The following is a 23,588-nucleotide window of genomic DNA, read 5'->3' as shown; positions in this document are numbered from 1 at the left end:
GGGACCTCGAATACTCACATGACGGCCGAGGGGGTCCATGGAGACAGTCCCCGGCGGCGACACCCTCTCCCGCACCCTGGCCACGACTGCCGGGGCTGCCACGCGTCGAACCCATTCAGAAGGTCGCTTCATGCCTCCCGCCGCCGCGCAGCACGTTCCTCCGGGTCTCGGGACACCTCCGCGGACTCCGACCAACCGACCCTCCCGGAAACGCTCCGGCCAGGTGAACGTGGTGGACCCCGAGCTCCTCGCCGCCTCTGCACGGGAGGCCGTCGGCAAGCTCCACCCGCGCGAACTGGTCAAGAAACCGGTGCTGTTCGTCGTCGCCGTAGGATCCGTGCTGACCACGCTCTCGGCGCTCATCCACCCGTCCGTCTTCACCTGGGTGATCAGCGTCTGGCTCTGGCTGACGGTCCTGTTCGCCAACCTCGCCGAGGCCGTTGCCGAGGGCCGGGGCCGCGCCCAGGCCGAATCGCTGCGCAAGGCGCGTACGGACACGGTCGCGGTGCGGCTGAACCACTGGACGTACGGGGCGAACCTGAACCGGGCCGAGACCGAGGTGGTCACGCCGGCCGAGCTCCAGCCCTTCGACTTCGTCCTCGTCGAGGCCGGCGAGCTGATCCCGGCCGACGGCGACGTGGTCGACGGGGCCGCGATGGTGGACGAGTCGGCCGTCACCGGCGAATCGGCCCCCGTGTTGCGGGAATCGGGCGGCGACCGGTCCGGTGTCACCGGCGGTACGACCGTGTTGTCCGACTCGATCGTCGTACGGGTCACCTCGCGCCCGGGGAACAGCTTCATCGACCGCATGATCGCCCTGGTCGAGGGCGCCACCCGGCAGAAGACCCCGAACGAGATCGCGCTGAACATCCTGTTGGCCGCCCTGACCGTCATCTTCATCCTGGTGGTCGTCGCCATTCAGCCGATGGCCGCTTATGCGCACGCTGCACAGTCCACGACCGTCCTGGTCGCCCTCCTCGTCACCCTCATCCCCACCACGATCGGCGCGCTCCTGTCGGCGATCGGCATCGCCGGCATGGACCGGCTGGTCCAGCGGAATGTCATCGCGATGAGCGGACGAGCCGTCGAGGCGGCCGGCGACGTCAACACCCTGCTGCTCGACAAGACCGGAACCATCACTCTCGGCAACCGCGAGGCCGCGGCGTTCATCCCGCTGCCCGGCGTGGACCACATCAAGCTTGCGGACGCCGCCCAGCTGTCCTCGCTCGCCGACGAAACGCCCGAGGGTCGGTCCGTCGTCGCTCTAGCCCAGCAGTACGGGCTTCAGCCGGCCGCCGCGGAGGACCTCAGCAATCCGCGGTTCACCGAGTTCAGCGCCCGGACCCGGATGAGCGGCGTCAACCTGAGCTGGGACAACGGCGCCGGCTGCGCCATCCGCAAAGGGGCGACGGCTCAGGTCTGCGACTGGGTGACGATGCGCGGGGGGACCGTACCGCCGGAAGCAGCGGCGTGGTCGGCCACCGTGTCGGAGTCCGGGGGCACGCCTCTGCTGGTGGCGGTCCACGACTGGGACGGCCCGAGGGTGCTCGGGATCATTCACCTCAAGGACGTGGTCAAGGAGGGGATCCGGGAGCGCTTCGAGGAGCTGCGCCAGATGGGGATCCGTACGGTCATGGTGACGGGCGACAACGAGCTGACGGCCCGCGCCATCGCCGCCGAGGCCGGTGTCGACGAGTACCTGGCGGAAGCCACCCCCGAGGACAAGCTGGCTCTCATCAGGCGGGAGCAGGCGGGCGGCAAGCTCGTCGCGATGACGGGCGACGGCACCAATGACGCCCCGGCCCTCGCGCAGGCGGACGTCGGCGTGGCCATGAACACCGGTACCTCGGCCGCCAAGGAGGCAGGGAACATGGTGGACCTGGACTCCAACCCCACCAAGCTCATCGACATCGTCGAGATCGGCAAGCAGCTCCTCATCACCCGAGGCGCGCTCACCACGTTCTCCATCACGAACGACGTCGCGAAGTACTTCGCGATCATCCCCGCCATGTTCACCGCGGCCTACCCGGGACTCGAATCCCTCAACATCATGGGCCTGAGCAGCCCGACCTCCGCCATCACCTCGGCGATCATCTTCAACGCCCTGATCATCGTCGCCCTCATCCCGCTGGCCCTGCGCGGCGTCCGCTACCGCCCCGCCTCCGCACACGACCTGCTGCGCCGTAACCTCGGCGTCTACGGCCTCGGCGGCCTGATCCTGCCGTTCGTCGGCATCAAGCTCATCGACCTGCTGGTGTCCACCATCCCCGGCCTCGGCTGAACCTCCTCTCCTCTTGCCCGGCTGCATCCAGCGGTCGCCGAGTGGCCCGCAGCCGTTCCGAAGCCTCTTTTCTCACCACAGACCACGGCCGTACGAGGCCGGCCAGCGTTGATCCACATTCCGCCGGTTCCCCTGCGGGGGCGGCCCCCGTCCGGGCCCGCCCCCGCTCCTTCGTCCGGCGCCCTCCCAGCCCAGCTCCCGTGACGACCGCAGTGGTTGCCCGCTTGTCCGGGAATCAGCCTCCCCCCTGAGCGTGAGTGCCTTCACTACGCCACAGGTGGCACTGTTCGCGTTAAGGACGCGTCAGGGTTTGCTCGCTCGCGTGCATGAGTGATCAGCCTGCGTACGCTTGCTCAGCCGTCGATGTCGATGGCTGATTCTTTGCGTACGACAGGAGCACCCCACGATGGCCACCCCTGCCCGCTCCTCGCGCCTGCGCGCGTGGATGCTGGAAGGCTTGACCGCCCAGACGAGTTCGCCCGCCGCCAAGGAGGCGGCGGCCCAGCCCCACGGCCGGCCGTGGTGGCGCGTCATGTGCCTGACCGGTCTCGACTACTTCTCCACCCTCGGCTACCAGCCTGGCATCGCGTTCCTGGCGGCCGGTCTGCTGTCGCCGCTGGCGACCATCGTGCTCGTGTTGTTGACCCTGTTCGGCGCGCTGCCCGTCTACCGGCGGGTGGCCGAGGAGAGCCCGCACGGCGAGGGTTCCATCGCCATGCTGGAGCGGCTGCTCACCTTCTGGAAGGGGAAGCTGTTCGTCCTGACCCTGCTCGGATTCGCGGCGACCGACTTCCTGATCACCATCACCCTCTCGGCTGCGGACGCGACCGCGCACCTGGTGGAGAACCCGCACCTGACCTCCACCCTGCACGGCCACGAGGTGCTGATCACCCTGATCATGATCGCGCTCCTGGGTGCGGTGTTCCTCAAGGGGTTCAGCGAGGCCATCGGCGTCGCGGTGGTCCTGGTGGCCACCTATCTCAGCCTGAACGTCGTCGTGGTGGCGGTGGGGTTGTGGAACGTGTTCGCCGAACCGCAGGTCATCACCGACTGGACGACCGCGCTGACCGCCGAGCACGGCAACGTTTTCATGATGATCGCCATCGCTCTCGTCGTGTTCCCGAAGCTCGCGCTCGGCCTCTCCGGGTTCGAGACCGGCGTGGCGGTCATGCCGCACGTCCACGGCGACGCGGACGACACCGAGGAGAAGCCCGCTGGCCGGATCCGTGGTGCGAAGAAGCTGCTGACCACGGCCGCCGTGATCATGAGCGTCTTCCTGATCTGCTCCAGCCTGATCACCACCCTGCTGATCCCGGCCGCCCAGTTCCAGCCGGGCGGCGAGGCCAACGGCCGCGCCCTCGCCTATCTGGCGCACGAGTACCTGGGTTCTGCCTTCGGCACGGTCTACGACATCTCGACGATCCTGATCCTGTGGTTCGCCGGCGCCTCCGCGATGGCGGGCCTGCTGAACCTCATGCCGCGCTACCTGCCCCGCTACGGCATGGCCCCGCACTGGGCCCGCGCCCTGCGCCCGATGGTCATCGTGTTCACCCTGATCGCCTTCCTGGTGACGTGGATCTTCGACGCCGACGTCGACGCCCAGGGCGGCGCGTACGCCACCGGTGTCCTCGTCCTGATCACCTCGGCGGCCGTCGCCGTGACCATCGCCGCCCGCCGGGCCGGCGAGCGCGGCTGGACGATCGGCTTCGGCATCATCTCGGCCGTCTTCATCTACACCACCGCCGTCAACGTCGTGGAGCGCCCCGACGGCGTGAAGATCGGCGCCTGCTTCATCGGCGGCATCATGGCGCTGTCCCTCCTGTCCCGGCTCGCCCGGGTCTTCGAGCTGCGCGTCACGCACGTGGAGTTCGACGACATGGCGCAGCGGTTCATCCGTGACACGGCCAACCGCACGATCCGTTTCATCGCCAACGAGCCCGACAACCGGGACCTCGACGAGTACCGGCTGAAGAAGGCGCAGATCCGCGCGGACAACGACATCCCGGCCGAGGACGACGTCATGTTCGTCGAGGTCACCGTCCTGGACGCGTCGGAGTTCGAATCCGGCATGCGGGTGCGCGGTGAAGTCCTGCACGGCCGCTACCGCGTCCTGACCCTGGAGAGCTCCAGCATCCCCAACGCGCTGGCCGCCCTGCTCCTGCACGTACGGGACGAGACCGGGCAGCGGCCGCACATCTACTTCGAGTGGACCGAGGGCAACCCGATGGCCAACTTCTTCCGTTTCTTCCTCTTCGGGCAGGGCGAGGTCGCCCCCGTCACCCGCGAGGTCATCCGCGAGGCCGAACCCGACCGCGCCCGCCGCCCCCACGTCCACGCCGGCTGACACGGCGTAAGGACACCAACAGGAATCCCGCTGGACCCTCGCCATGGCGAAGGTCCAGCGGGATCCTCACTACTGTGACCGCTCGCTCGCGCCCAGACCGCGAAATCCGCCGGACCGTACTCGCGCTCGGGGCGGCCGGACTGACCGTCATCGCCACCGGCGCCGTCCTCGACGCCCTGTGGCTGCTCGGGATCGGGGTCTGGGGCGTCATTGCCGCGATGGTGATCGAGCTCGTCTACCGGCCGTAGACGAGCACTTCACAGCCTGCTCCGCCGGATCGACGAGGTCGGCCCTAGCCGCCGATGTTCCGGCTGCGGACGTCCTTGAGCGTCTCGCGCCGGACAAGCATCCGGGCCGCGCCCTCGTGGACCGCGATGACCGCGGGGCGGCCCACGAGGTTGTAGCCGGAAGCCATGGACAGCTGGTACGCACCCGCCACCGGTACGGCGAGCAGGTCGCCGGGGTGGATGTCGCGGGGCAGTTCCACGTCGGCCGCGAGGATGTCGCCGGCCTGGCAGTGCCGGCCGACGACCGTGGCCGTACGGGGTCCGGCCGTCGAGGCGCGGCCGATCAGACGGGGCGCGTAGCGCACCCCGTACAGGGCGGGCCGCGGGTTGTCGCTCATGCCTCCGTCGACGGCGACGAACACCTTCTCGCCGGTGTGCTTGACGGCGAGCACCCGGTACAGGGCCACTCCGGCCGGTCCCACGATGGCCCGCCCGGGCTCGACGACGAGCCGGGGTACGGTCAGCCCGGCGGCCGCGCAGCCTTCGATGAGCTCGGCGCGCATCCTGAGTGCCACCGTCGTGAGGTCGAGGGCGGGTTCGCCGGGCCGGTACGCGATGCCGTGGCCACCGCCCATGTCCAGCTCGGCCAGGACGACCCCGTGAGCGTCACGGACACGGGCCATCAGCCCGACCATGCGGCGCAGCGCCACCAGATAGGGCTTCACGTCGGAGATCTGGGAGCCGATGTGGCAGTGCAGCCCGGTGAGTTCGAGCCGCGACTGACCGAGTACCCGGGTGATTGCGTGCTGTGCGCCCCCGTCGGTGAGGGAGAGACCGAACTTCTGGTCGCCGGTACCGGTACGGATCTTGTCGTGTCCGCCGGCCGCGACGCCCGGCACCACCCGCACCATGACCTTCTGGCGCGTGCCGGGGCCGACGGCGGCCGCGATCCTCGCGATCTCGGATGGGCTGTCGATGACGATCCGCCCCACGCCGAGGCGCAGCGCCGCCTCCAGGTCGCGGGGTGACTTGGCATTGCCGTGCAGCACGATGCGGTCGGGCGGGAAACCGGCGGTGACGGCGAGCTCCAACTCACCCGCCGAGCACACGTCGAGCCCCAGGCCCTCCTCATCGACCCAGCGCACCATGGCACGGGAGAGGAACGCCTTGGCGGCGTACAGGACGTCGGCTTCGGGGAACGCATCGCGATAGGTTCGACAGCGCTCGCGGACCTCGCCCTCGTCCAGGACATAGGCCGGAGTGTCGAACCGCTCGGCGATCTCTGCCAGCGATACTCCGCCGACGGCCAGCCCACCATGCGATACCTGAGTCGTGGATGCAGGCCAGATCGACAGATCATCCGCTCTGGCCTTGCCCTCGGACAGAACGGCTGTGGCCACCATGTGATCCCCCATCAGGCGACCCGGGCTGCGATCGGGGAGGCCTGGGGCAGTGGAGCCGCGACCGGAGGTCCCGCGGCGACCGCCGGAGCGGTGAATGTCGGGTCGACGGTCAGAAGGGATACACCGAGCGGCTCGGCCATCGCGCGGAGCGAGGACTCGGAGAGCCGGATCCACGGCTGCTCGACGCCGAGTGCAGCGACCAGACGGTCCGGGCTGGTGTAGCCGACGGCGGTGCGAGCTCCCAGCGGGGTGCGGAACAGGCGCACCACCACCTCTGCTCCTCCCGGCCGGACAGGCACGTACAGAGGTCCGGCCGGGTCCTGTTCTTCAGGCTCGGGATCGTCGTCGTACTGGAACAAACACATGGGGCCCTCCCTGAGGAACCACGAGCAGCAGGTGACGCCCCGGGTGCGGGGAGGCAGTCCGGGGCGCGGGTTCGAAGCTATCCCCGCGCCCACGCACCTATGGCCACCCCGTAACGAGACCCATACGGGGGCGGGCCAAGTCCTGACGGATCACTGACGCCGGAGCGTTGTGGCATCAGAAACCCGTCATGGTCGCGGATCTCCGCGCTAGAGGCCCATCAGCAATCGCACCTCATCTTCCGATGAGGCCCTTTCATGGGGACCGTCGGACGAGATGAGAGGGAAGAGGCCATGCGGAGAGTCGTGGTCGGTGTGACCGGAACGGCGGGCAATCTGACCGCGCTGCACCGGGCCGCCGCGGAAGCGCGCGTGCGCGGTGCAGACCTGTGGGCCGTCCTGGCCTGGCAGTCACCGGGCGGCGAATTCGGAAGCCGCAACGGCCTCGGGCCCAATGCCCTGGCCCAATGCCGTGCCGCGGCCGTCGAAAGACTCCGCGAGGTCCTCGATACGGCCTTCGGTGTAGTGAAGCCCGGTGTCACCCTCGAGGGCTGCACGGTACGGGGAACCCCGGGCGCGGCCCTCGTGGACACCGCACGCGATCCGGAAGATCTCCTCGTGGTCGGCACGGGATCCCGCGCCGCGCTGCGCCGCCTCGTCCGCCCCTCGGTGGCCCGCTACTGCCTCGCGCACGCCGCCTGCCCCGTGTTGGTGGTTCCCCCGTCCCCGCTCCAGGCCGAACTCGCCGCGGCGCACCGCCGCAACTTCTGGAGAATGCCGTTGGACCCGCGGGAGCGGAGCTTGCGCAGTGATTCGCAGTCCACTGCCTCTTCGCATCATCAGGGGCAGCGCAGCGCGCATGCCCAAGAAGACGCCGGTCTGGTTGACCGCCACCACTCGGTTGTAGTCCTCCAGCGACGTGCTGTGGAGCGGGCTGGGGCGCACGGTGCCGGCATTGTTCACCAGGACGTCCAGGCGTCCGAAACGCTCTTCGACCTCCCCGATCACACGGCTCCAGGCGGTCTCGTCGGCAACGTCGAGCTCACGCAGTAGGCACCGATTGCCGGAGTCGGGGGCGATGTGCCTGTCTTCGCGCGGTGACAGGTCGGTGGCGACGACGGTGGCGCCGCCGTCCAGCAACGCCCGGGTGACAGCGGAGCCGATCCCGCCGCACGCACCGGTGACCAGGGCGATCCGTGGAGCGATGTCGTTCATGACTGGTCTCCCGCGGGAGGGCAGATCTGCTGCATGAAGTCTGCGACGTTCCAGTAGACCTCTTCACGGTCGAAGAGCCCGTCGTCCGTGAGATTCAGAATGCTCACGCCGTCGATGCTGAAGCGCGCACCGTTGACGGCTGACGAGGGCCCGGCGGGCGGACCGAACGCAGGGCGGCCCGTACCCGCAGCTGGATCCCGCTGCGGGTACGGCGACGTCCAGGAGCCGGTACGCCTCCGCGCGGCTGATGCCGAACTCCGCGTCAGTACGCCTCCCACGAGCCGTAGCCGAGCGAGAGCCACACCCGGGCGGGGCGCGTGTCACGGACCCAGGTAGTGAGCACCGCCACGGAGCGCCGGACGTCGTCCGCCTCATAGACCTCTCGGTTCGGGCTGACGTGACATCAGGTGCGCGTGTCCTCTGACACCGAACCCGGATCGTTTGCCAGCGATGTTGGACAACCACCGGGCACTACGGCTTGCTGTGAGACTGGTGGGCTCGCAGCGCGGGCCTAGCGGAATTCGACGTCGGAGACGCTGACGAAGAACTCGCCCTTGAAATCGTGTCCGGCGTCGCCGCCGCCCCAGATGTTGACGATGGCGTGCCGTCCCTGCCGGGATGCCAGTGCCTCGGTCGTGTAGTGCAGCTGCTGGTCGGCGTGGGTGCCGCCGCCGTGGTACTCGACCATGAAGGGCGTCGGCTCCAGCACGTCCCAGGAGATTCCTTGGGCCGGGTCCCAGTCCTCTGTGGTGATGAACCACTGGTGAGTCCACTTCGGGCCCATGTGGTTCTGCCTGTAGTTGTAGGTGAAGGTGTGTCGGCCGTCGACGGCCTCTAGCGTGCTGGTCGGCCAGTCACCCAGGCCGTCCCCGCCGGGCAGGTCCAGGCCCTGGAAGGCGGGATTCGCTGCCGATGCCACGTCGGCGCCCTGGAAGAACTTGCGGTACTCCAGGTACCCGCGGGCCTCGTTCCACGGCGGGTTGCCGGCCGTGCCGGGAGGCACCACTTCCTGCCAGGTGGTCGAGGTGTTCAACTCGCGCGCCTTCTGGCAGATCGGCGCATCGTCCTCGTCACGGATCGCCCGGATCGCCCGGCTGACCGGGAACTCCAGACTCCCGTGCCGCTCCCGGCCGTCATCCCCACGCTCCTCGGCGCGCTGGGGGATGTGCACGTTGTAGGGCGTGGACGTGGACGTGTCGACGGTGACCTCATCCGTGAACGGCCCCCAGGCGCCGTCGGCGTGCCGGGCCCGGACCTTCACCCGGTACTCGCGAGCAGGGGCCTCTCCGAGGCACACCCAGTGCCGGTTGGCCGACTGCCAGTGCGGATACCAGGCCGCCCAGTACAGGTCCACCGTCTGCGCGGGACGCCCGTCCAGCCACACCTCGTAGTGGTGCGGGTAGTCCGGGCGCCCGTTGTTCCAGTCGGACGGCTCCGTGGTGCCCTGGTCGGGGGCGTTCGCGCCGATCTGCCAGGTGAGTGAGATGCCTTCAAGCTTGACGTCACCGTCATCGCGGTAGGTCGCCACCGCGCGCAGGTCCGCCGGGTGAGACTGCTGCATCTTGGGAACTCCTCCAGTCGCACGGAACGGGTGGTCCAGCGCGAAACCACGCACCGAACCACCCTTATTGCCACTAATCAGACTATTGACGGCAGCATATGCCGCAAGCGCGGTGAGCCACAGGTGGCATGCAGGGGCTCTCTGAAGCGTCAGGCCGGGGTTCCGGACTGCTCCTGGCCGTGCCCGGCACCGCAGTCACCTCCCTGCGGCCGCACACGGCTTCTTGCAGGTTGTCCGCCGCGGGCCGGCAGGCGCGGGCGCACACCGGCGTGCGCCCGCTTCCGCTCCGTGCGCTCACTCGGACGGTCGGCGTCCGCTCTCGACAGACCGGGAAGGACCCCCTTGCACAGGCCGAACTCGCACTTCGCGCGGCACTTCATGGCCAGGTCTCGTCACCTTCGGGGCCATCCCGCGGCCGGTCCCACGGGCTTCTTCACCGCACAAGCCACAGGAGCCAGACGAACCGGGAGCGGCACCGTCCCGCCCGACCCAAGAGGTGAGCCATGAGTACACGCACGTCCGCCGCCCCCTCCGAGTCCGCACAGTCGCTCTACCACGCCATGTCCGGCCTCGCCGGCCCGCTGAGCTCCGGCGAAGGCACCGCGCCGGACTTCGCCGCCGCACCACGCCCGGCGGCCGGCGAGGAGCCGTCGGTACTCATCCTCGGCGCAGGCGTCGGCGGACTCACCACTGCCTACGAACTAGGCAGGCTCGGCTACCGGTGCACGGTCCTGGAGCCCCAGACCCGCACCGGCGGCCGCAACCGCACCGCCCGCAAGGGCGACAAGCTGTACGAACTCGACGGCGAGGGCAACAGCCCGGTGCTGACCCACACCTGCGCGTTCGACAAGGGCTTGTACCTCAACCTCGGCCCCGGCCGCATCCCGTACCACCACCGCCGAGTCCTCAAATACTGCACCGACCTCGGGGTGCCTCTGGAGCCGTACATCATGGAGACGACGGCGAACCTCCTGCACAGCGCGGGACACACCCCGCCCGGCCAGCCCTGGCGCAACCGGCGGATCGCCAACGACACCCGCGGCCACCTCGCCGCGCTCCTGTCCGCCACCCTGACCGAGAGCGACGAGTTCACCGGACTGCTGCGGGACCTGCTGCGCAAGTTCGGCGACCTGGACGAGGAAGGCGAGTACCACGGCTCCACCCGCTCGGGCTACGACGAGCCCCTCGACGTCCACGAATTCCCCCGGCCCGCGCCCCCGCTGCCCCTCGCCGAACTGATCCAGTCGGAGTTCTGGAAGCACAGGTTCTACCAGCCGGTGGACTACCTGTGGCAGGCCACGATGTTCCAGCCGGTCGGCGGCATGGACAAGATCGTCCACGCCCTCACCGAGCGGATCACCTCCGAGTACGACGTGACCGTCGAACTCGATGCCGAGGTCACCTCGATCGACCTGACGGGCGACGGGGTCAGCGTCACCTACCGCACGGGCGGACAGGAACTGACGACGACGGCCGACTACTGCGTGAGCAACATCCCGCTGCCGGTCCTGAAGCAGCTCACGCTGACCGGCTTCTCCACGGGGTTCCGGAACGCCGTGGAGGCGGTGGGCTTCGCGCCGACGTGCAAGGTCGGCTGGCAGGCCAACCGGCGGTTCTGGGAGGACGACCACAACCAGATCTACGGAGGCATCAGCTGGACCGACCACCCCATCACCCAGTTCTGGTACCCGTCCAACGACTACTTCTCCAAGACGGGCACCCTCACCGGGGCGTACAACTTCGGCGACCACGCCGAGCACATGGGCAAACTCGCGCCGGCTGACCGGCTGCGCCTGGCCCGGGACGGCGCCGCACAGATGCACAGCGAGTTCCGGGAGAAGACCACCGTGCCCCAGGACCTGGGGGTGACCATCGCCTGGCACAAGGTGCCCCACCAGCTCGGCGGCTGGGCCGACTGGGACCCGGCCGACCCCGACCACCAGGTCGCCTACAAGCAGCTCCTGCAGCCCGAGGGCGACGGCTGCTTCTACGTCGTCGGCGACCAGGCATCACCGCTGCCCGGCTGGCAGGAGGGAGCCATGATGTCGGCACAGTACGTCGTCGCTCAGATCCTCGGCCTCCTCCCCCGCACCGCCCCCGAGACCGTCCAGGTCCCGGACGCCGTCTTCCTGACGCAAGGTCTCTGAACACACGCTCGGGGCCCGGTCCACAGCAGCCGGGCCCTGACCGACCCGCTGACAGCCAGGTCATTCCCGCTGGTTCAAGGCCCTGGTCACTGGAGACCGACCCGAGGTCTCGTACATAGCCGAGCACCTCGGCGCCGCCTCCATCCCCACATCCAGCAACGACGTCCACCGGTACCTGGCGTCCGTCCGCCACGAACTCGCACCCGGCAAAGCGGCCCTGGACACCGTCGAGTTCCTGCGCGGCCTGGGCGCGGACGGGGCCGGCGGCTACCGTCTTCAGCGCTCCTCTTTTTTGGAAGGTGCCCATGCCGTGGGGCAGAGACTTCGTTGCCATGCGGTGCGGGACTCCTCGGGCGCCAATGCTGACCTTTTGCTGGCGCCGGAGGGTCCAATACGTTCCTGACCTGCACGAAGACGGATATCTCGTGTTACGTTCTGGAACTGGATCGGGCGCAGCCAGGCGGACATCGAGGAGTTCCGGGAGGACTGGATGACGGGCACCCGCTACGGCGAGGTAAAGGGCTACGACGGCCCCCCGATTCCTGCCCCGGAGCTCCCTGCAACTCGCCTGAAAGCACGCGGAAGAGTCCGCTGATCAGGGATCTTGTGTGGTGAGTGTCCATCCGGCGTGCGGAGGCCGTGCCCTCCGCTTCGGATGGGCCAGCTGGTGTTGACTCGACCCCCTGTCTGAGCCGAACGTTCACAGCGCCGGGGATCACAGCCCCGGCGTCCAGGGCGCCGGCGATCGGCCGCGGGTGCTGCGGCAACTGCTCACTCGAGCACATGGCCCGACGGTATCCATTCCGCGAGTAGACCCGCAGCACCCCACCGCCCGCCGGGACGTCCGGTAGCAGGCGGCAATGGCCAATCGCGTCGAGGGCCCCGTGGTGGGATGCGCGCCGCTGGTCTGCGCGAGGGCCCGTCATCGTGATTCCTGCCAACTGGCCTCGCAGAGATGTGACTTCAGCCTGCCGGGCGTGTTGGTGCAGTCGATGTCCGTCCGTAACAGAACGAAGACGTAGTGGGGAAGCTTCTGTAACTCGGTGCGGGATACAAAGAGTGCTGACCGTTTGTATCGCGCTACCTGCTGGGGATCATCATGAAGCTGTCCCGTACCGCCGGGCTCGCCGTTTTCGGCCTCGCCGCGGCTCTGTCGCTTACCGCCTGCAACAACGGTGAGGATTCCGCGCAGGCCCCGGCAGCCAAGAATCCCTCGTCCTCGTCTTCGCCGTCTTCGTCGTCGGGCGGTGGGTCGTCCCCGGACAGCGGGTCGGGCTCCGGTGGTGCGAAGACGGGCAGCCCGAAGCCTGGCTCAGGGACGAGTTCCTCGTCGTCTTCCGGTGTCGCGAACGGCCGGGCGGAGAGCGGTGGCCAGACTACGTTCTGCAAGACGGAGGACCTGGCCTTAGACGCCACGAACGCCGCGCCTGACCAGAGCTCCGGCAGGATCAACATAACGATGGTCAACAAGGGTTCGGCGACCTGCTCGGCGACAGGCTTCGCGGGCGTCGACATCAAGGACGCCGACCACACCTCGAACCCCGTCGAGCGCGGGCAGGCCCAGCCGCGCGTCACCACTCTGAAGCCCGGCGACGCCGCTGTCTTCGATCTCGCCTACACCATCGACGGCAGCGGCAAGAGCCTCGCACACCCGACCGACATCCTGGTGACGCCGCCGAACGAGACCCACACGGTGAGCCTGAAGTGGCCCGCGGGCGCGGGCGGGATCAAGGGCGCCTACACTGACGTCCAGGTCTACCCCACACACACGACCAACTAGGCACGAATGCCGCTCTGGCATCGCCGGGAGCCTGGCCTTCTCCTCGTATCGCATGTGCTCATCGTGCTGATCTTCGTTGTCGCTTGTCAGCCTGTTCGTCGGGGTCTCGCGTCGACCTTGTGGTGTGCGGGGCGGGTGTAGGACTCGCCGGTGGCGAGGACTCGGCCCACGTCGTGACGGGTGGCGGGGCGGTGGGCACGAGTGGAGGCACCAGCCGAATGCTGATGAGCGCTGCAAGTCGTGGAATCGACGCTGACCATGCTCCAGTCGATCCGGCCTTCAGCGTCAGCATCAGCGTCAGCGTCGGCCTGGACAGCCCGCGGGATTCGCTCCCACGTTCCGTTCGCCGAACATTTTCGATGACGGTCGTGAACCGTCTTCCACCTGCCCGGATGGGGCGGCCGAAGGCCGAGTTGACGCTGTCGGATCGTTCTGGCGTGTGCTGACGGTGTCTCGAACAAGGACGTGGCTGCTCAACTCGGTTCCACACCACAGGCAGTGGGGCGCTGGCCGGCCCGGTTTGTGCGGTACCGGATTGCCGGCCCGGGTGACATGCCGCGTCCGGGTGGCCCCAGGACAGTGACGGACGAGCAGGTCGACACGGTGGTCACCAGGACGCTGGAAGCCACGCCGAAGAACGCGACGTACAGGTCGACCCGTTCGATGGCGAAGGAAAGGGGCTTGTCGCAGTCGTCGGTGTCGCGGATCTGGCGGGCGTTCGGCTCACCTGCAAAGGGCCAGACGGCGAAGCCGCCGCCCGGGGCATCGGCGTCGCTGCCCTCTGCACAGCCGCCCCGTCCTTGCCCGGGTTCGCCCTCCACGCACAACTGCTGTGCCGACACCGCACCATGGCGTATATCGCCATTGCCCGCGGATCGGCGGCTGCGGCGTTGGTCGCCCTTGCGGTGGGCCGGAGGGTCACCCGGCGGTGCGGGGCCCGCTGATGGCACGGCGCGGCCGCAATCGTGATCCTGGCCGGCGCTGTGTGGGCGGCGCGCGGCGCGGCGGGGTTTGCCTTCCCCGACCAGTCGTGGTTGCTCCCTTACCTGGGCCGGCGGCTGCGGCTGCGCTTCGGCGGAGCGGCGTAGAGGTCTTCCTCGACGTCGGATTCCGCGTAGCTGGTGGGGACGACGGTGGGGCGGCCGCTGTCCGTGAAGAAGGCCATCTGGCTGGACGAGGGGCGGCGGCTGCGGTTGCGCTCCCGCTGCGGTGCGGGTTCGGAGGGGCCGCCGGAGAAGGCGTCCCTCGTGTCGACGGCGCGGCTGCTCGACCTGAGGCTGTCCGGTGCCCGGCTCGACGTCCGGTGGCGCCCGCGCTCCCGCTCCCGCTCCCGTTCCCGTTCGGGCGCCGGTGTGGGTTCGGAGGGGCCGCCTCCGTACGAGTAGGCGCCTTCGATGCTGACCGAGCCGCGGCGACTCCTCCTGCCGGAGCGCGCCCCCTCGTCCCCGGAGTCGTAGGCGAAGTGGTGGCCGCCGCCGCGGTGGCGGGACTGGCTGCGGCTGGGGATCTGACTGCCGACGGGGTAGTCGTCCTCGTACTCCGGCGCCGCGTAGTTGACGGGGGCGGCGGCGGGGGCGGGAGGACGGCCCGACCTGCTCAGGGGCGGGCGGCTCGACCTGCGCCGACGGGCGGGGGCAGGGGCGGGAGTCTCGCTGACGCGGCTCCTGCTCTTGCTCCTGCTGCGGTACGAGGAGGGGCCGGCCTCCTCCTCGGGGCTGTTGCTGCGCGAGGCCGCCTCGAACCGGTAGGTTTTCCGGCGGGCGGCCACGTCGGCCCCCTTGTCCTTCGTGGTCTGCCGGTGACCGTAGCCGTACTCCTCCAGGTCCGCGTCCTCGTCGGAGACGCCGCCCGCGTATCTCATGCCCTCCGGCACGGCCTTTCGGTTCAACACCCCGTAGAAGCTGTTGTGCGTCGACTCCCTCTCGTACATGGACGGATGGGGAAGGGTCTGGCTCACCGTCACATCGGGCCGAGCGGCGTTCTTGGGGAGCTTGTTGGTGTCTCTCACGAGCTTTTGGGTGGAGTAGCCCGCCTCTCGTCCCGTGCGCGGCATCTGGACGTGCACGTTGGCGTTGGGGGCGAGCTTGCGGACGAGACCGGCGGCCTTGCGCTCTCGCATGTCGACACCGTTGATGACGGGGACGTTCAGGCGCCGCAGGTCCTCGCGGTTGGTCTCGTACTGCTGGTAGTCGGGCTGCTCCTCGAACGTGGTGACGGCGGTCCTGCCCGCTTCGCGCGGGTTCTTGCGCAGCCGCGCCCGCACCCCTGACAGGTCGGCCTCGGACATGAGGAGCTGGCTGCGGTCGTGCAGGTTCTCCTCGGGCGGGCGGACCTGGCCCGGCGGGTGCAGGTTGCCCACCGTGGGCCTGACGCCGATGATCTGGTCGGGGTACACCGATATGCGCCCCTGCTCGGAGGTGTCGAAGATGTGCATCACGCCGTCCGACGAGGCCCTGACGTACCGGCCCATGACCGAACCGCGTGCGGTCGCGATCTCGAACATCTGGCCCCGGTCGCTCGGATACATCCTCCGGCCGTCGGTGGACCGCGCGCGGGCCACAGAGATCCTGTCACCGGTGTGCACGGGCGCGGGGGCCGGCGCGGAGGCACCGGATCCGGGGCCCGACAGGTCGGGCATGGCGCCCTGGGCCATGCGTCTGCCGTTCGCCGTGGCGTGGCGCTCGAACGGGTCGTCCTGATGGGAGAGCTTCACTCCCGCCCCGTTGTCGGTCCCTGAGACGGAGCCCAGGGACTGCTGTCGGACGTGGTCGAGTTCGTGGAACATCGTCTCGTCGTCCGTGCCCTGCGGGCCGACGACGATGTCACTGCCGGTGGTGTAGGCGCGGGCGCCGAGTGCCATCGCCGACCGCTGTGCGACCGGGTCGCTGTGGACGCGCACGTGGCGGAAGGACATGCCGTAGCCCTGCTCCGCCCTCGCCAGGAGACGCGGGTCCAGCGGACGCCCCGGGGAGCGAACGGCGTCGAGCACGGACGACTGGTCGGCGGAGGCCTGATGGACGGGCGTCTGGTCGGCGATCGGCTGCTCGGCGGCGGGCCGGTCGTGACCGCAGCCGGCGGCGTGCTCGTGTTGCTCTTCCTCGATGGCGCGGCTCACGCTCGCGTTTCCAACCGAACGCTGGAGCGTCAGTACGCGCTGCGCGAGCGTACGCGGTCTCTCCGTGCGTCCGCCGCTCTTGCGGCCACCGGACTGCTCGGCCTGTGCCTTGTATGCGCGCACGGTGCTCCTCGCCACTCGACGCCCGATCAGGAATGGTCACCCGCACCGCGGCGGGAACGAAAGGTCCGCGAGGGCAGAGTCTCGGCGGGCCCGGATGGACGGGAGGGCCGTAAGGGCAACGTTCGCGGTCGAGGCGACCCCCGGACCGGCCGGGTCCGGGGACTCCGCCGGATGGGTCGGTTCAGGCGGGCTCTTGCGCATCGCTGTTCAGCACGGCGCGCAGGTCCACCCGCCGCCGTATGCCGAGCTTGCGGTACGTGCTGGTCAGGTGGGTTTCCACGGTACGCAGCGCCAGGTGCAGAAGCTCGGAGATCTCGGCGTTCGTGCGGCCGTCGGCGGCCAGTGCGGCGATCCGGCGTTCACCGGCGGTCAGTGAACCCGGGCCGGTGAGGGAGGTGTTCCAGCGGCGGGAGCCGCTGGCGCGCAAGGCCCGTTCCGCGCTGCCCGACAGCCGGATCGACCCGAGCCGCTCGGCCGCCGTCGCGGCCTCCCTGAGCAGCGGGCGGGCCCGGCGGGGCTGCCCGGCGGCCGTGAGCTGGAGGCCGTGGGTGACGAGCGCGGGGATCAGCTCGACGTCGAGCGAGGTGCCGCGCAGGATGCCGACGGCCTCGGCGGTGAGTTCGAGGCCGCGTCGGCCGCCGGTGGCCGCGCCCAGGACGCGCAGCGCGCGGCCCCGGACCCGGGGCGTGCCCCAAGCGGCGGCGTACCGGCTGTCCTCCTCGGCGAGCGCGAGCGCCTGCGGCGTTTCCCCCAGAAGGAGGAGGCATTCGGCGGCAGCCGAGCGCCACGGTGTGATGACGAGGCTCTCCACGTCGCGGCCGAGTTGGCGCCTGCCGCACTCCCGGAAGTCGGCGAGGGCGCCCGCCGGATCGCCGACGGACGCACGCAGAACGCCGCGCGCGTAGAGGAACCGGTTCAGCTCCCCACTGTCCTTCGCTTCCTCGACATCGATGTCGGCGATGAGCCGCTCGGCCTCGGCGGCGCGGCCGCACTCGGCGAGTGCGATGACGCGATGGGCCAGGAAGTTGCCCACACCGGTACGAGCCGCGTCGGCCGGTGTCCGCAGCTTGTCGGCGGTCTCCTCCAGCAGCCACTGGTACTGGCCGCGTGCGGCGGCGGTGTCCGCCCGCGAGTCGAGCAGGGAGCGGTGGACGGGGTGCAGCGGCGTCAGCAAGTGCTCGGTCAGCCCGGCCCTGACGAGCCGTTCGGCGTCGTCCGGCGCGTCGGCCCACTGGGCCACGGCGGCGGCCGTTGCCAGTAGGTACGGCACCAGCAGGGGATCCTCCGGGGCGGCCATCAGTTGCCGGATCTGTTCCACGGCCGACTCCGCGGACAGCGCTCCGGCCGCCGCCCTGTGGCGGATCAGCAGGGCGCGCAGGGCCGGGCTGATCCAGTCGGGGGATCGCTCGGCGCGCTCGCGGAGCCGGGTGTGGACGGCCCTGCGGATTTCCGGATCGTGGTCGGAGAAGAACGCCGATGCCGTCTGGACGGTACGGGCGAGGACGGGTTCCGCGTCCAGCGGACCCAGATCGCGCAGGACGTCGAGCGCGGCGTGCGGCCTGCCCTGGTTGGCCAGGGCGTTGCCCAGGTTGACGGCGGCCAGCACCCGCCCCCTGGGCTGCTCCTGCAGTCGCAGCGCTTCGGCGAGCCGGGGTATCCCGCCCGTCCGCTGGGTGGTGAACTCCAGTTCGCCGAGTTCGGTGAGGACCGCGGACCGTCGCTCTCGCGGCAGCGGTTCGTCCAGCGCGCGGCGCAGATAGAGCGCGGCGGCGTCGGTCCTGCCGGCCCTGGACGCTTCGGCCGCCGCGTCCAGGAGGGCTCTGTCGACGGGCGCCCCGCCTCCGGCCGCACCGGGCGGCGCTGTCCTTCCGGCCGCGCCGGCGGGGGAGGTGCGCAGCAGATGCCCGGCCACTGCTTCGGCCCCGTCGCCCCGGCGTCGGCGCAGTTCGGCCGCACGGTGGTGCAGGGACTGCCGGTGCGAGCGGGGCCAGCCGTCGAGGACCGCTCCGCGCAGCAGCGGATGCGCGAAGCGCGGGACGCCGGTGCCGGGGGAGCGGCGCAGCAGCCCGAGCCGGATCATCGCGGCGACCCAGCCCGCGACGCGGTCGGGATCGGCCCCGGTGAGCTCGGCGAGGAAGTCGACGAAGTCGTGGCCCGGGTCGGGCTCGCCGTGGCCGGCGGCCCCCGGGCGGAGGTCGGACGTTCCGGCCCCGTCGGGGAACCCGCTTTCCCCGACTCCCTGTTCGCCGTCCTCCTGCCTTCCCTCGTCGTACTGCTGCGGAGCCGAGCCCTCCAGTTCTGCCAGCGCGCGGGCCACCAGGGTGTTTTCGTGACCCGCGCTCTTCAGCCACCACGAGACAGCCGCGACGAACGCCCCCGGGTACAGCTCGGCGCACCTTTCGGGAAGCCGCGGCTCCGGGCCGCCGCTGTCCGACGCGCCGTACGGGAAGACCGCCCGCAGGTCGTCGAGCAGCGAGTGCAGCAGCAGCGGATTGCCGGCGCCGGCCCGTACGCAGCCGTCAAGCCAGGCGTCGCCGGTGTCCGGGCCCAGGGCTGCGCGGACCAGTTCCTCGGCGGCGGAGCGGCTCAGCGGCGCGAGCGCGTGCATCCGCACCGTGTCGGGGGGCAAGGAGTACGCGAGGCCCGCTCGGGGCGGGGTGATGTCGTACTGCCCTCGTTCGGTGACCACCATGAGGACCGGCATTCCGGTCAGCCGCCGGGCGGCCTCGGTCAGCCAGTTCCGGGAGGCCTGGTCGGCGAGGTGCACGTCCTCCACGGTGATCAGCAGGGGGGACGCGGCCGCGTGCTCGCACAGTAATCGCCACAGGCGGGACGAGTGGCTCGAGAGCTGCAGAGTCTGCGGGGCGCTGTGGAGGTCGCCGGGATCGGACTCCGCGTCGAGAAGCCGCTGCACGAGGGCGAGGGGGGCGCCGGGGCAGTCGGCCGAGGCGTGGGCCCGCAGGACCTGCATGCCGAGCTTCGCGCCCTGTTCGGCGGCGACCTCCAGCAGTGCGCTGCGGCCCGTTCCGGTGGGCGCGCGGAACAGGACCAGCCGACCCGATCCGTTCAGGGCTCGATCGGTCTCCGCCGCCAGCAGCTCCAGCGCGCCGTCGCGTTCCAGGAGCCCGGCGGAGCCGGGACCCGGGATCGACGGTGTGGCCGGAACAAGTGGGTGACGCCGTGGCCGGATCGATCCCGCTGTCACGCCGATCTCGTGGTCGGTCTCGTGGTAAGCCACGGTGGTGGTCGTCCCCTCGGCGAAGGAAGGATGTAGCAGGCACGTTTTGTTCTGTTGAGTTAGACGCGAGGACGTATGGCATGGTTCTTCGAAGCCCGAACAGAATCCCGGTGGAGGTCCACGCGTCGGACCCGCTGTCCCTGGACGGAGCGGTCAGCCAACTGCGCCGCCACTCCGAGGTGGAGCTCGTCGAGGAGGGCGCGAGCCGGCCGGGCACGGTCGCGGTCCTGCTCGCGGAGGTGCTGGACGAACCCACGCTGTCGCGGCTGAGGCGGCTGACGCGCGCGGACGGCATCAGGGCGGTCCTCGTCACGAGCCTCATCCGCGAGGCGGAGCTGCTCCAGGTGATCGAGTACGGGGTCGGCGCGATCGTCTGGCGGCGCGAGGCCACCGGACACCGCCTTCTCCAAGCGGTCCTCGCGGCCTCCCGGGGCGATGGGGACCTGCCATCGGACCTGCTGGGACGGCTGATGGCCCAGGTCGGCACGCTGCAGCGCGGCACGACCAGCGTGTCGGGAGCCACGGTGTCCGGCCTGGCGCCGCGTGAGATCGATGTGCTCCGACTGGTGGCCGAGGGGCTGGATACCGCGGAGATCGCCGGCAAGCTCTCGTACTCCGAACGCACGGTCAAGAACGTCATGCACGGCCTGACGACCCGCCTGCAGCTCCGCAACCGGGCCCATGCCGTGGCCTACGCCTTGCGCGAGGGCTACATCTGACGTCTCGCGCCGGTACCGCGCCGGTACAAGGTCCCCGAGGACAGGAGCAGGGCGACGCGGGGGCAGCGGAGTTGCCCCCGGATCGTCCCCCGGGTGCCTCGCGGGCCGGCGCCCCGGCGGCCACGATGGACCGGGCTCCTCCATGCCCGGGCGTCGACGACGAAGGGCAGCGCGACCGTGATTCACGAGGTGGACGACATCCTGAGAGGGCTGCTCATCCGCGGCTCCTTCGCGGGGTCCGATGTCGAAGTCACCTTCGACGCCCCGACGCGAGACTGGGCGGCCCGGCGCAACGCGCCGACCATCGACGCGTACCTCTACGACATCCGCGAGGACACCAAGCGGCGCCAGCGCGGCAGGATCGGGCTCCGCGACGAGCAGGGGATCATCGTCAAGGAGCACCAGCCGCCGCGCTGGTTCCGGCTCTCGTACCTCGTCACGGCCTGGACCAAGCGTCCGCAGGACGAGCACCGGATGCTCTCCGCGGTACTGCACACGCTGCTGCCCAAGGAGATCCTGCCGCCGGAGGACCTGACGGGCACCCTCGCCGGACTCGGCCTGTCCGTCCAGTTGACCGTCGCGGGGCTGCACACCGAGGCGCGCTCGCTCGCGGACATCTGGTCCGCGCTGGGCGGTGAACTCAAGCCCTCGCTCGACGTGGTGATCACCGCACCCTTCCTGGCGTCCCCCGACTACCGCGTCGGTCCGCCGGTCACGGAGGGGCTCGGCGTCCGGGTCCGGGGCACGGACGGCGGGTCCGACGACGGTCCCACGCGCCACCACAGCGCGAAGAGCGTGGCCGCCGCCAAGGAGGACTTCGTGCGGAGGAACGGCAGGACGGGAACGGTTCAGGAGCAGCGGAAGTGAACGACTCCTCCCCCCTGCTCGAACGGCTCGCGGAACTGCGCGCGCGGGTGGCGCTCCTCGTCGATCGCCGCAGCGCCAAGGACCCGACGGCCACCGACCCGATGCGCGGGATGTATCTGACGGAGGAGGCGGTACAGCACCTGCTGTTCGGGCGGACGGAAACGAAAGGCCTGATGCCGTCCGGCCCGGACGAGCGGCAGGGGTCCGGCGAACCAGGCGCGGCAGAAGAGCCGGAAACCGAGGACGCGGCGGAGCCGGACGAGACCTGGCCGTCCGAGGACGACCGCCTCCACTGGCTCGCCCACTGGCTGCGCCTGAGCCCCCTCGACACCCAGATCCTGCTGATCGCGCTGGCGCCCGACCTGGACCGCTCCTTCGAGGCGCTGTACGGCTACCTCAACGACGACGTGACCCGTCGCCGGGCGACCGTGGCGCTCGCGCTCGACCTGTGCGGGGTGCCCACGCACTCCGCCGCCGGACGCTCCCGGTTCCATCCGGCCGCACGGCTGCTCGCGCGCGGGCTGATCGAGGTGGACGACCCCGAACGCCCCTTCCTCAGCCGCTCCTTGCGCGTCCCCGACCGGGTCGTGGCGCATCTGCTCGGTGACGACACCCCGGACCCGGCGCTGCAGGGCACCGTACGTCCGCTTCCGTACCGGCCCGGCGCGGCGGACGAGGAGAACGCGGTGGCCACCGTCACGCCGGACGGCGGCGACCCGCTGACCCGGAGACTGGCCGGGCACCTCGCGGCGCGCCCGCTCACCGCCTACCTGCGCGAGCACCGCGACGGCGACGGCCTCGCCTGCGCCACCGTCGCCCTGGGCGCGGCCGGCATCCCGGCCCTGCACTTCGCGCCGGCAGGACGCCCCGAGGAGCACCGCCCCGAGGAGCACGCTCCGGAGCACCGTCCGGCGGGGGAGCGCCTCCCGTACCGGGAACTGCTGCGCGAGGCACGGCTGACGGGACGCGCGATCGTGGTGACCTCGCTGCCCGAGAAGCCCGGGGAACTGATCCGGGCGCTCACCGTGAAGGACGTCCCGGTCCTGTTCGCGGATCCGCGCCCGTACGACCCGAAGTGGTGCGACAGCGGACGCGACCCGATCGTGCTGGACGCGCCCCGGCAGCGGGCCGGCGATCTCGACGCCTGGCGGGCGGCGCTCGGCCCCCAGGAGCCGGCGTTCGACCTGGCGCCGGTCGTCGCCGCGTACCGGCTCGGGCCCGCCGGGATCGACCGTGCGTCCCGCGCGGCGCGCGACCTCGCCGCGTTCGACGGTACGGAACTGTCCGCCGCGCACCTGCGGTTCGCGGCCCGGCAGCAGTCCGCGTCGGGCCTCGAGCGGCACGCCCGCCGCATCCGGCCCGACGTCGGCTGGAACGATCTGGTCCTGCCCGCAGGCCCGCTGGCGCAGCTGCGGGAACTGGTCCTTCGCGCCCGACACCGCGACCGGGTGCTCGGCGACTGGCGGCTGAGCACGGGCGGCGGGCGCGGGCGGGGCGTGGTGGGGCTGTTCGCGGGCGACTCCGGGACCGGGAAGACGCTCTCCGCCGAAGTGGTCGCGGGGGAACTGGGCCTGGACCTCTACGTCGTACAGCTACCGTCCATCGTGGACAAGTACGTCGGCGAGACGGAGAAGAACCTGGAGCGGATCTTCACCGAGGCCGACCGTACGGACACGGTGCTGCTCTTCGACGAGGCGGACGCGGTCTTCGGCAAGCGCTCCGAGGTCAGCAGCTCCAACGACCGCCACGCGAACATGGAGAGCGCCTACCTCCTGCAGCGTCTGGAGTCGTTCGACGGAATCGCCCTGCTGACCACCAACCTGCGCTCCAACATCGACGACGCCTTCACCCGCCGGCTGGACCTGGTGGTCGACTTCCCCTTCCCGGATGAGAAGCAGCGCCTGGCGCTGTGGCGGCACAGCCTCGCCCACGTCCCCTGCGCCGAGGACATCGATCCGGCCTTCTGCGCACGGGACTTCGAGCTGGCGGGCGGCTCGATCCGCAGCGCGGTCGTCACGGCCGCGTACGCGGCGGCGGGTCGGGGCGACGGTGTATCGACGGCGGATCTCCTGGCCGGCGCCCAGCGCGAGTACCGCAAGGCGGGCCGCCTCGTCCTGGACGACGCGTCCTGGTAGACCGTCTTCGGACGGCGTGTCCCGGCCAGGCCGCGTCCCGGCCGAACGGTTACGTGCCGCGGGCCCGCTGC

The 23,588-nt window shown here is 70.4% G+C and carries 15 protein-coding genes and 4 pseudogenes; 11 read left to right on the top strand and 8 right to left on the bottom strand.

Features of this window, described 5'->3' with window-relative positions; genetic code table 11:
* Nucleotides 1-130 precede the first annotated feature (130 nt).
* From kdpB to OG299_RS06965, 3 genes are all read left to right on the top strand, one after another.
* Nucleotides 131-2,281, top strand: coding sequence for a potassium-transporting ATPase subunit KdpB (gene kdpB, locus OG299_RS06975; protein ID WP_327360907.1), 2,151 nt, complete (start codon nt 131-133; stop codon nt 2,279-2,281).
* A gap of 406 nt (nt 2,282-2,687) precedes the next feature.
* A complete protein-coding gene (locus OG299_RS06970) occupies nt 2,688-4,625 on the top strand; it encodes an APC family permease (RefSeq protein WP_327360906.1) in 1,938 nt (645 codons plus the stop codon).
* Between the two features lie 74 nt (nt 4,626-4,699).
* Complete coding sequence (locus OG299_RS06965; RefSeq protein WP_327360905.1) at nt 4,700-4,873, top strand: hypothetical protein; 174 nt, start codon at nt 4,700-4,702, stop codon at nt 4,871-4,873.
* A 44-nt stretch (nt 4,874-4,917) separates the two neighbouring features.
* On the opposite strand, the gene lysA is transcribed toward OG299_RS06965, so the two are convergent.
* On the bottom strand, nt 4,918-6,255 hold the full coding sequence (gene lysA / locus OG299_RS06960; RefSeq protein WP_327360904.1) for a diaminopimelate decarboxylase: 1,338 nt from the start codon (nt 6,253-6,255) through the stop codon (nt 4,918-4,920).
* A gap of 11 nt (nt 6,256-6,266) precedes the next feature.
* Nucleotides 6,267-6,620, bottom strand: a complete 354-nt coding sequence (locus tag OG299_RS06955) for an SAV_915 family protein (RefSeq protein WP_327360903.1) — start codon at nt 6,618-6,620, stop codon at nt 6,267-6,269.
* Between the two features lie 255 nt (nt 6,621-6,875).
* On the opposite strand from OG299_RS06955, the pseudogene OG299_RS06950 reads away from it, so the two are divergent.
* Nucleotides 6,876-7,277, top strand: a pseudogene (locus OG299_RS06950) (universal stress protein); the annotation flags it as partial.
* A gap of 153 nt (nt 7,278-7,430) precedes the next feature.
* On the opposite strand, the pseudogene OG299_RS06945 reads toward OG299_RS06950, so the two are convergent.
* Both OG299_RS06945 and OG299_RS06940 read right to left on the bottom strand, forming a co-directional pair.
* Nucleotides 7,431-7,832 (bottom strand): annotated as a pseudogene (locus OG299_RS06945) (SDR family NAD(P)-dependent oxidoreductase); the annotation flags it as partial.
* Between the two features lie 511 nt (nt 7,833-8,343).
* Complete coding sequence (locus OG299_RS06940) at nt 8,344-9,393, bottom strand: lytic polysaccharide monooxygenase auxiliary activity family 9 protein (protein WP_327360902.1); 1,050 nt, start codon at nt 9,391-9,393, stop codon at nt 8,344-8,346.
* A gap of 503 nt (nt 9,394-9,896) precedes the next feature.
* Here OG299_RS06940 and OG299_RS06935 point away from each other — a divergent pair.
* Together OG299_RS06935 and OG299_RS06930 are read left to right on the top strand one after the other, a co-directional pair.
* Nucleotides 9,897-11,540: a flavin monoamine oxidase family protein gene (locus OG299_RS06935; protein WP_327360901.1), complete on the top strand. Its 1,644-nt coding sequence runs from the start codon at nt 9,897-9,899 to the stop codon at nt 11,538-11,540.
* A gap of 427 nt (nt 11,541-11,967) precedes the next feature.
* Nucleotides 11,968-12,135 (top strand): annotated as a pseudogene (locus OG299_RS06930) (pirin family protein); the annotation flags it as partial.
* A 485-nt stretch (nt 12,136-12,620) separates the two neighbouring features.
* On the opposite strand, the gene OG299_RS06925 reads toward OG299_RS06930, so the two are convergent.
* Complete coding sequence (locus OG299_RS06925; protein ID WP_327364696.1) at nt 12,621-13,010, bottom strand: hypothetical protein; 390 nt, start codon at nt 13,008-13,010, stop codon at nt 12,621-12,623.
* Between OG299_RS06925 and OG299_RS06920 the strand changes: the two genes are divergently transcribed.
* Complete coding sequence (locus OG299_RS06920) at nt 12,940-13,320, top strand: DUF4232 domain-containing protein (protein WP_266635933.1); 381 nt, start codon at nt 12,940-12,942, stop codon at nt 13,318-13,320. The genes OG299_RS06925 and OG299_RS06920 overlap by 71 nt on opposite strands.
* Nucleotides 13,321-13,430: 110 nt before the next feature.
* Here OG299_RS06920 and OG299_RS42695 read toward each other — a convergent pair.
* A pseudogene (locus OG299_RS42695) lies at nt 13,431-13,721 on the bottom strand (hypothetical protein); the annotation flags it as partial.
* 64 nt (nt 13,722-13,785) lie between these two features.
* Between OG299_RS42695 and OG299_RS06910 the strand changes: the two are divergent.
* Complete coding sequence (locus OG299_RS06910; protein ID WP_327360900.1) at nt 13,786-14,289, top strand: hypothetical protein; 504 nt, start codon at nt 13,786-13,788, stop codon at nt 14,287-14,289.
* Nucleotides 14,290-14,362: 73 nt separating this feature from the next.
* Here OG299_RS06910 and OG299_RS06905 read toward each other — a convergent pair whose 3' ends face one another.
* Nucleotides 14,363-16,558 (bottom strand): eCIS core domain-containing protein, encoded by a 2,196-nt coding sequence (locus OG299_RS06905; protein WP_327360899.1) that lies wholly within the window; start codon nt 16,556-16,558, stop codon nt 14,363-14,365.
* A gap of 181 nt (nt 16,559-16,739) precedes the next feature.
* A complete protein-coding gene (locus tag OG299_RS06900) occupies nt 16,740-19,796 on the bottom strand; it encodes a LuxR C-terminal-related transcriptional regulator (protein ID WP_327360898.1) in 3,057 nt (1,018 codons plus the stop codon).
* 80 nt (nt 19,797-19,876) lie between these two features.
* On the opposite strand from OG299_RS06900, the gene OG299_RS06895 reads away from it, so the two are divergent.
* The 3 genes from OG299_RS06895 to OG299_RS06885 all read left to right on the top strand — a co-directional run bounded on the left by OG299_RS06895 (nt 19,877) and on the right by OG299_RS06885 (nt 23,517).
* The gene (locus tag OG299_RS06895; protein WP_327360897.1) at nt 19,877-20,515 is read left to right on the top strand and encodes a response regulator transcription factor; all 639 of its coding nucleotides are present in this window, start codon (nt 19,877-19,879) and stop codon (nt 20,513-20,515) included.
* 177 nt (nt 20,516-20,692) lie between these two features.
* A complete protein-coding gene (locus OG299_RS06890) occupies nt 20,693-21,382 on the top strand; it encodes a Pvc16 family protein (RefSeq protein WP_327360896.1) in 690 nt (229 codons plus the stop codon).
* Nucleotides 21,379-23,517, top strand: a complete 2,139-nt coding sequence (locus OG299_RS06885; RefSeq protein WP_327360895.1) for an ATP-binding protein — start codon at nt 21,379-21,381, stop codon at nt 23,515-23,517. Before OG299_RS06890 ends, OG299_RS06885 begins: the two co-directional genes overlap by 4 nt.
* The last annotated feature ends 71 nt before the right edge of the window (nt 23,518-23,588 follow it).

Origin of the sequence: Streptomyces sp. NBC_01296, assembly GCF_035984415.1 — a bacterium.
In the GTDB taxonomy this organism is placed as follows: domain Bacteria; phylum Actinomycetota; class Actinomycetes; order Streptomycetales; family Streptomycetaceae; genus Streptomyces.
This window is presented reverse-complemented; position numbering and strand designations above follow the sequence as displayed.

What these genes read in the sequence shown, in the direction of transcription:
- OG299_RS06895 (WP_327360897.1), top strand. Translation starts at nt 19,877, where the DNA reads ATGGTTCTTCGAAGCCCGAACAGAATCCCGGTGGAGGTCCACGCGTCG.
- OG299_RS06955 (WP_327360903.1), bottom strand. Translation starts at nt 6,620, where the DNA reads ATGTGTTTGTTCCAGTACGACGACGATCCCGAGCCTGAAGAACAGGAC.
- kdpB (WP_327360907.1), top strand. Translation starts at nt 131, where the DNA reads ATGCCTCCCGCCGCCGCGCAGCACGTTCCTCCGGGTCTCGGGACACCT.
- OG299_RS06970 (WP_327360906.1), top strand. Translation starts at nt 2,688, where the DNA reads ATGGCCACCCCTGCCCGCTCCTCGCGCCTGCGCGCGTGGATGCTGGAA.
- lysA (WP_327360904.1), bottom strand. Translation starts at nt 6,255, where the DNA reads ATGGTGGCCACAGCCGTTCTGTCCGAGGGCAAGGCCAGAGCGGATGAT.
- OG299_RS06935 (WP_327360901.1), top strand. Translation starts at nt 9,897, where the DNA reads ATGAGTACACGCACGTCCGCCGCCCCCTCCGAGTCCGCACAGTCGCTC.
- OG299_RS06940 (WP_327360902.1), bottom strand. Translation starts at nt 9,393, where the DNA reads ATGCAGCAGTCTCACCCGGCGGACCTGCGCGCGGTGGCGACCTACCGC.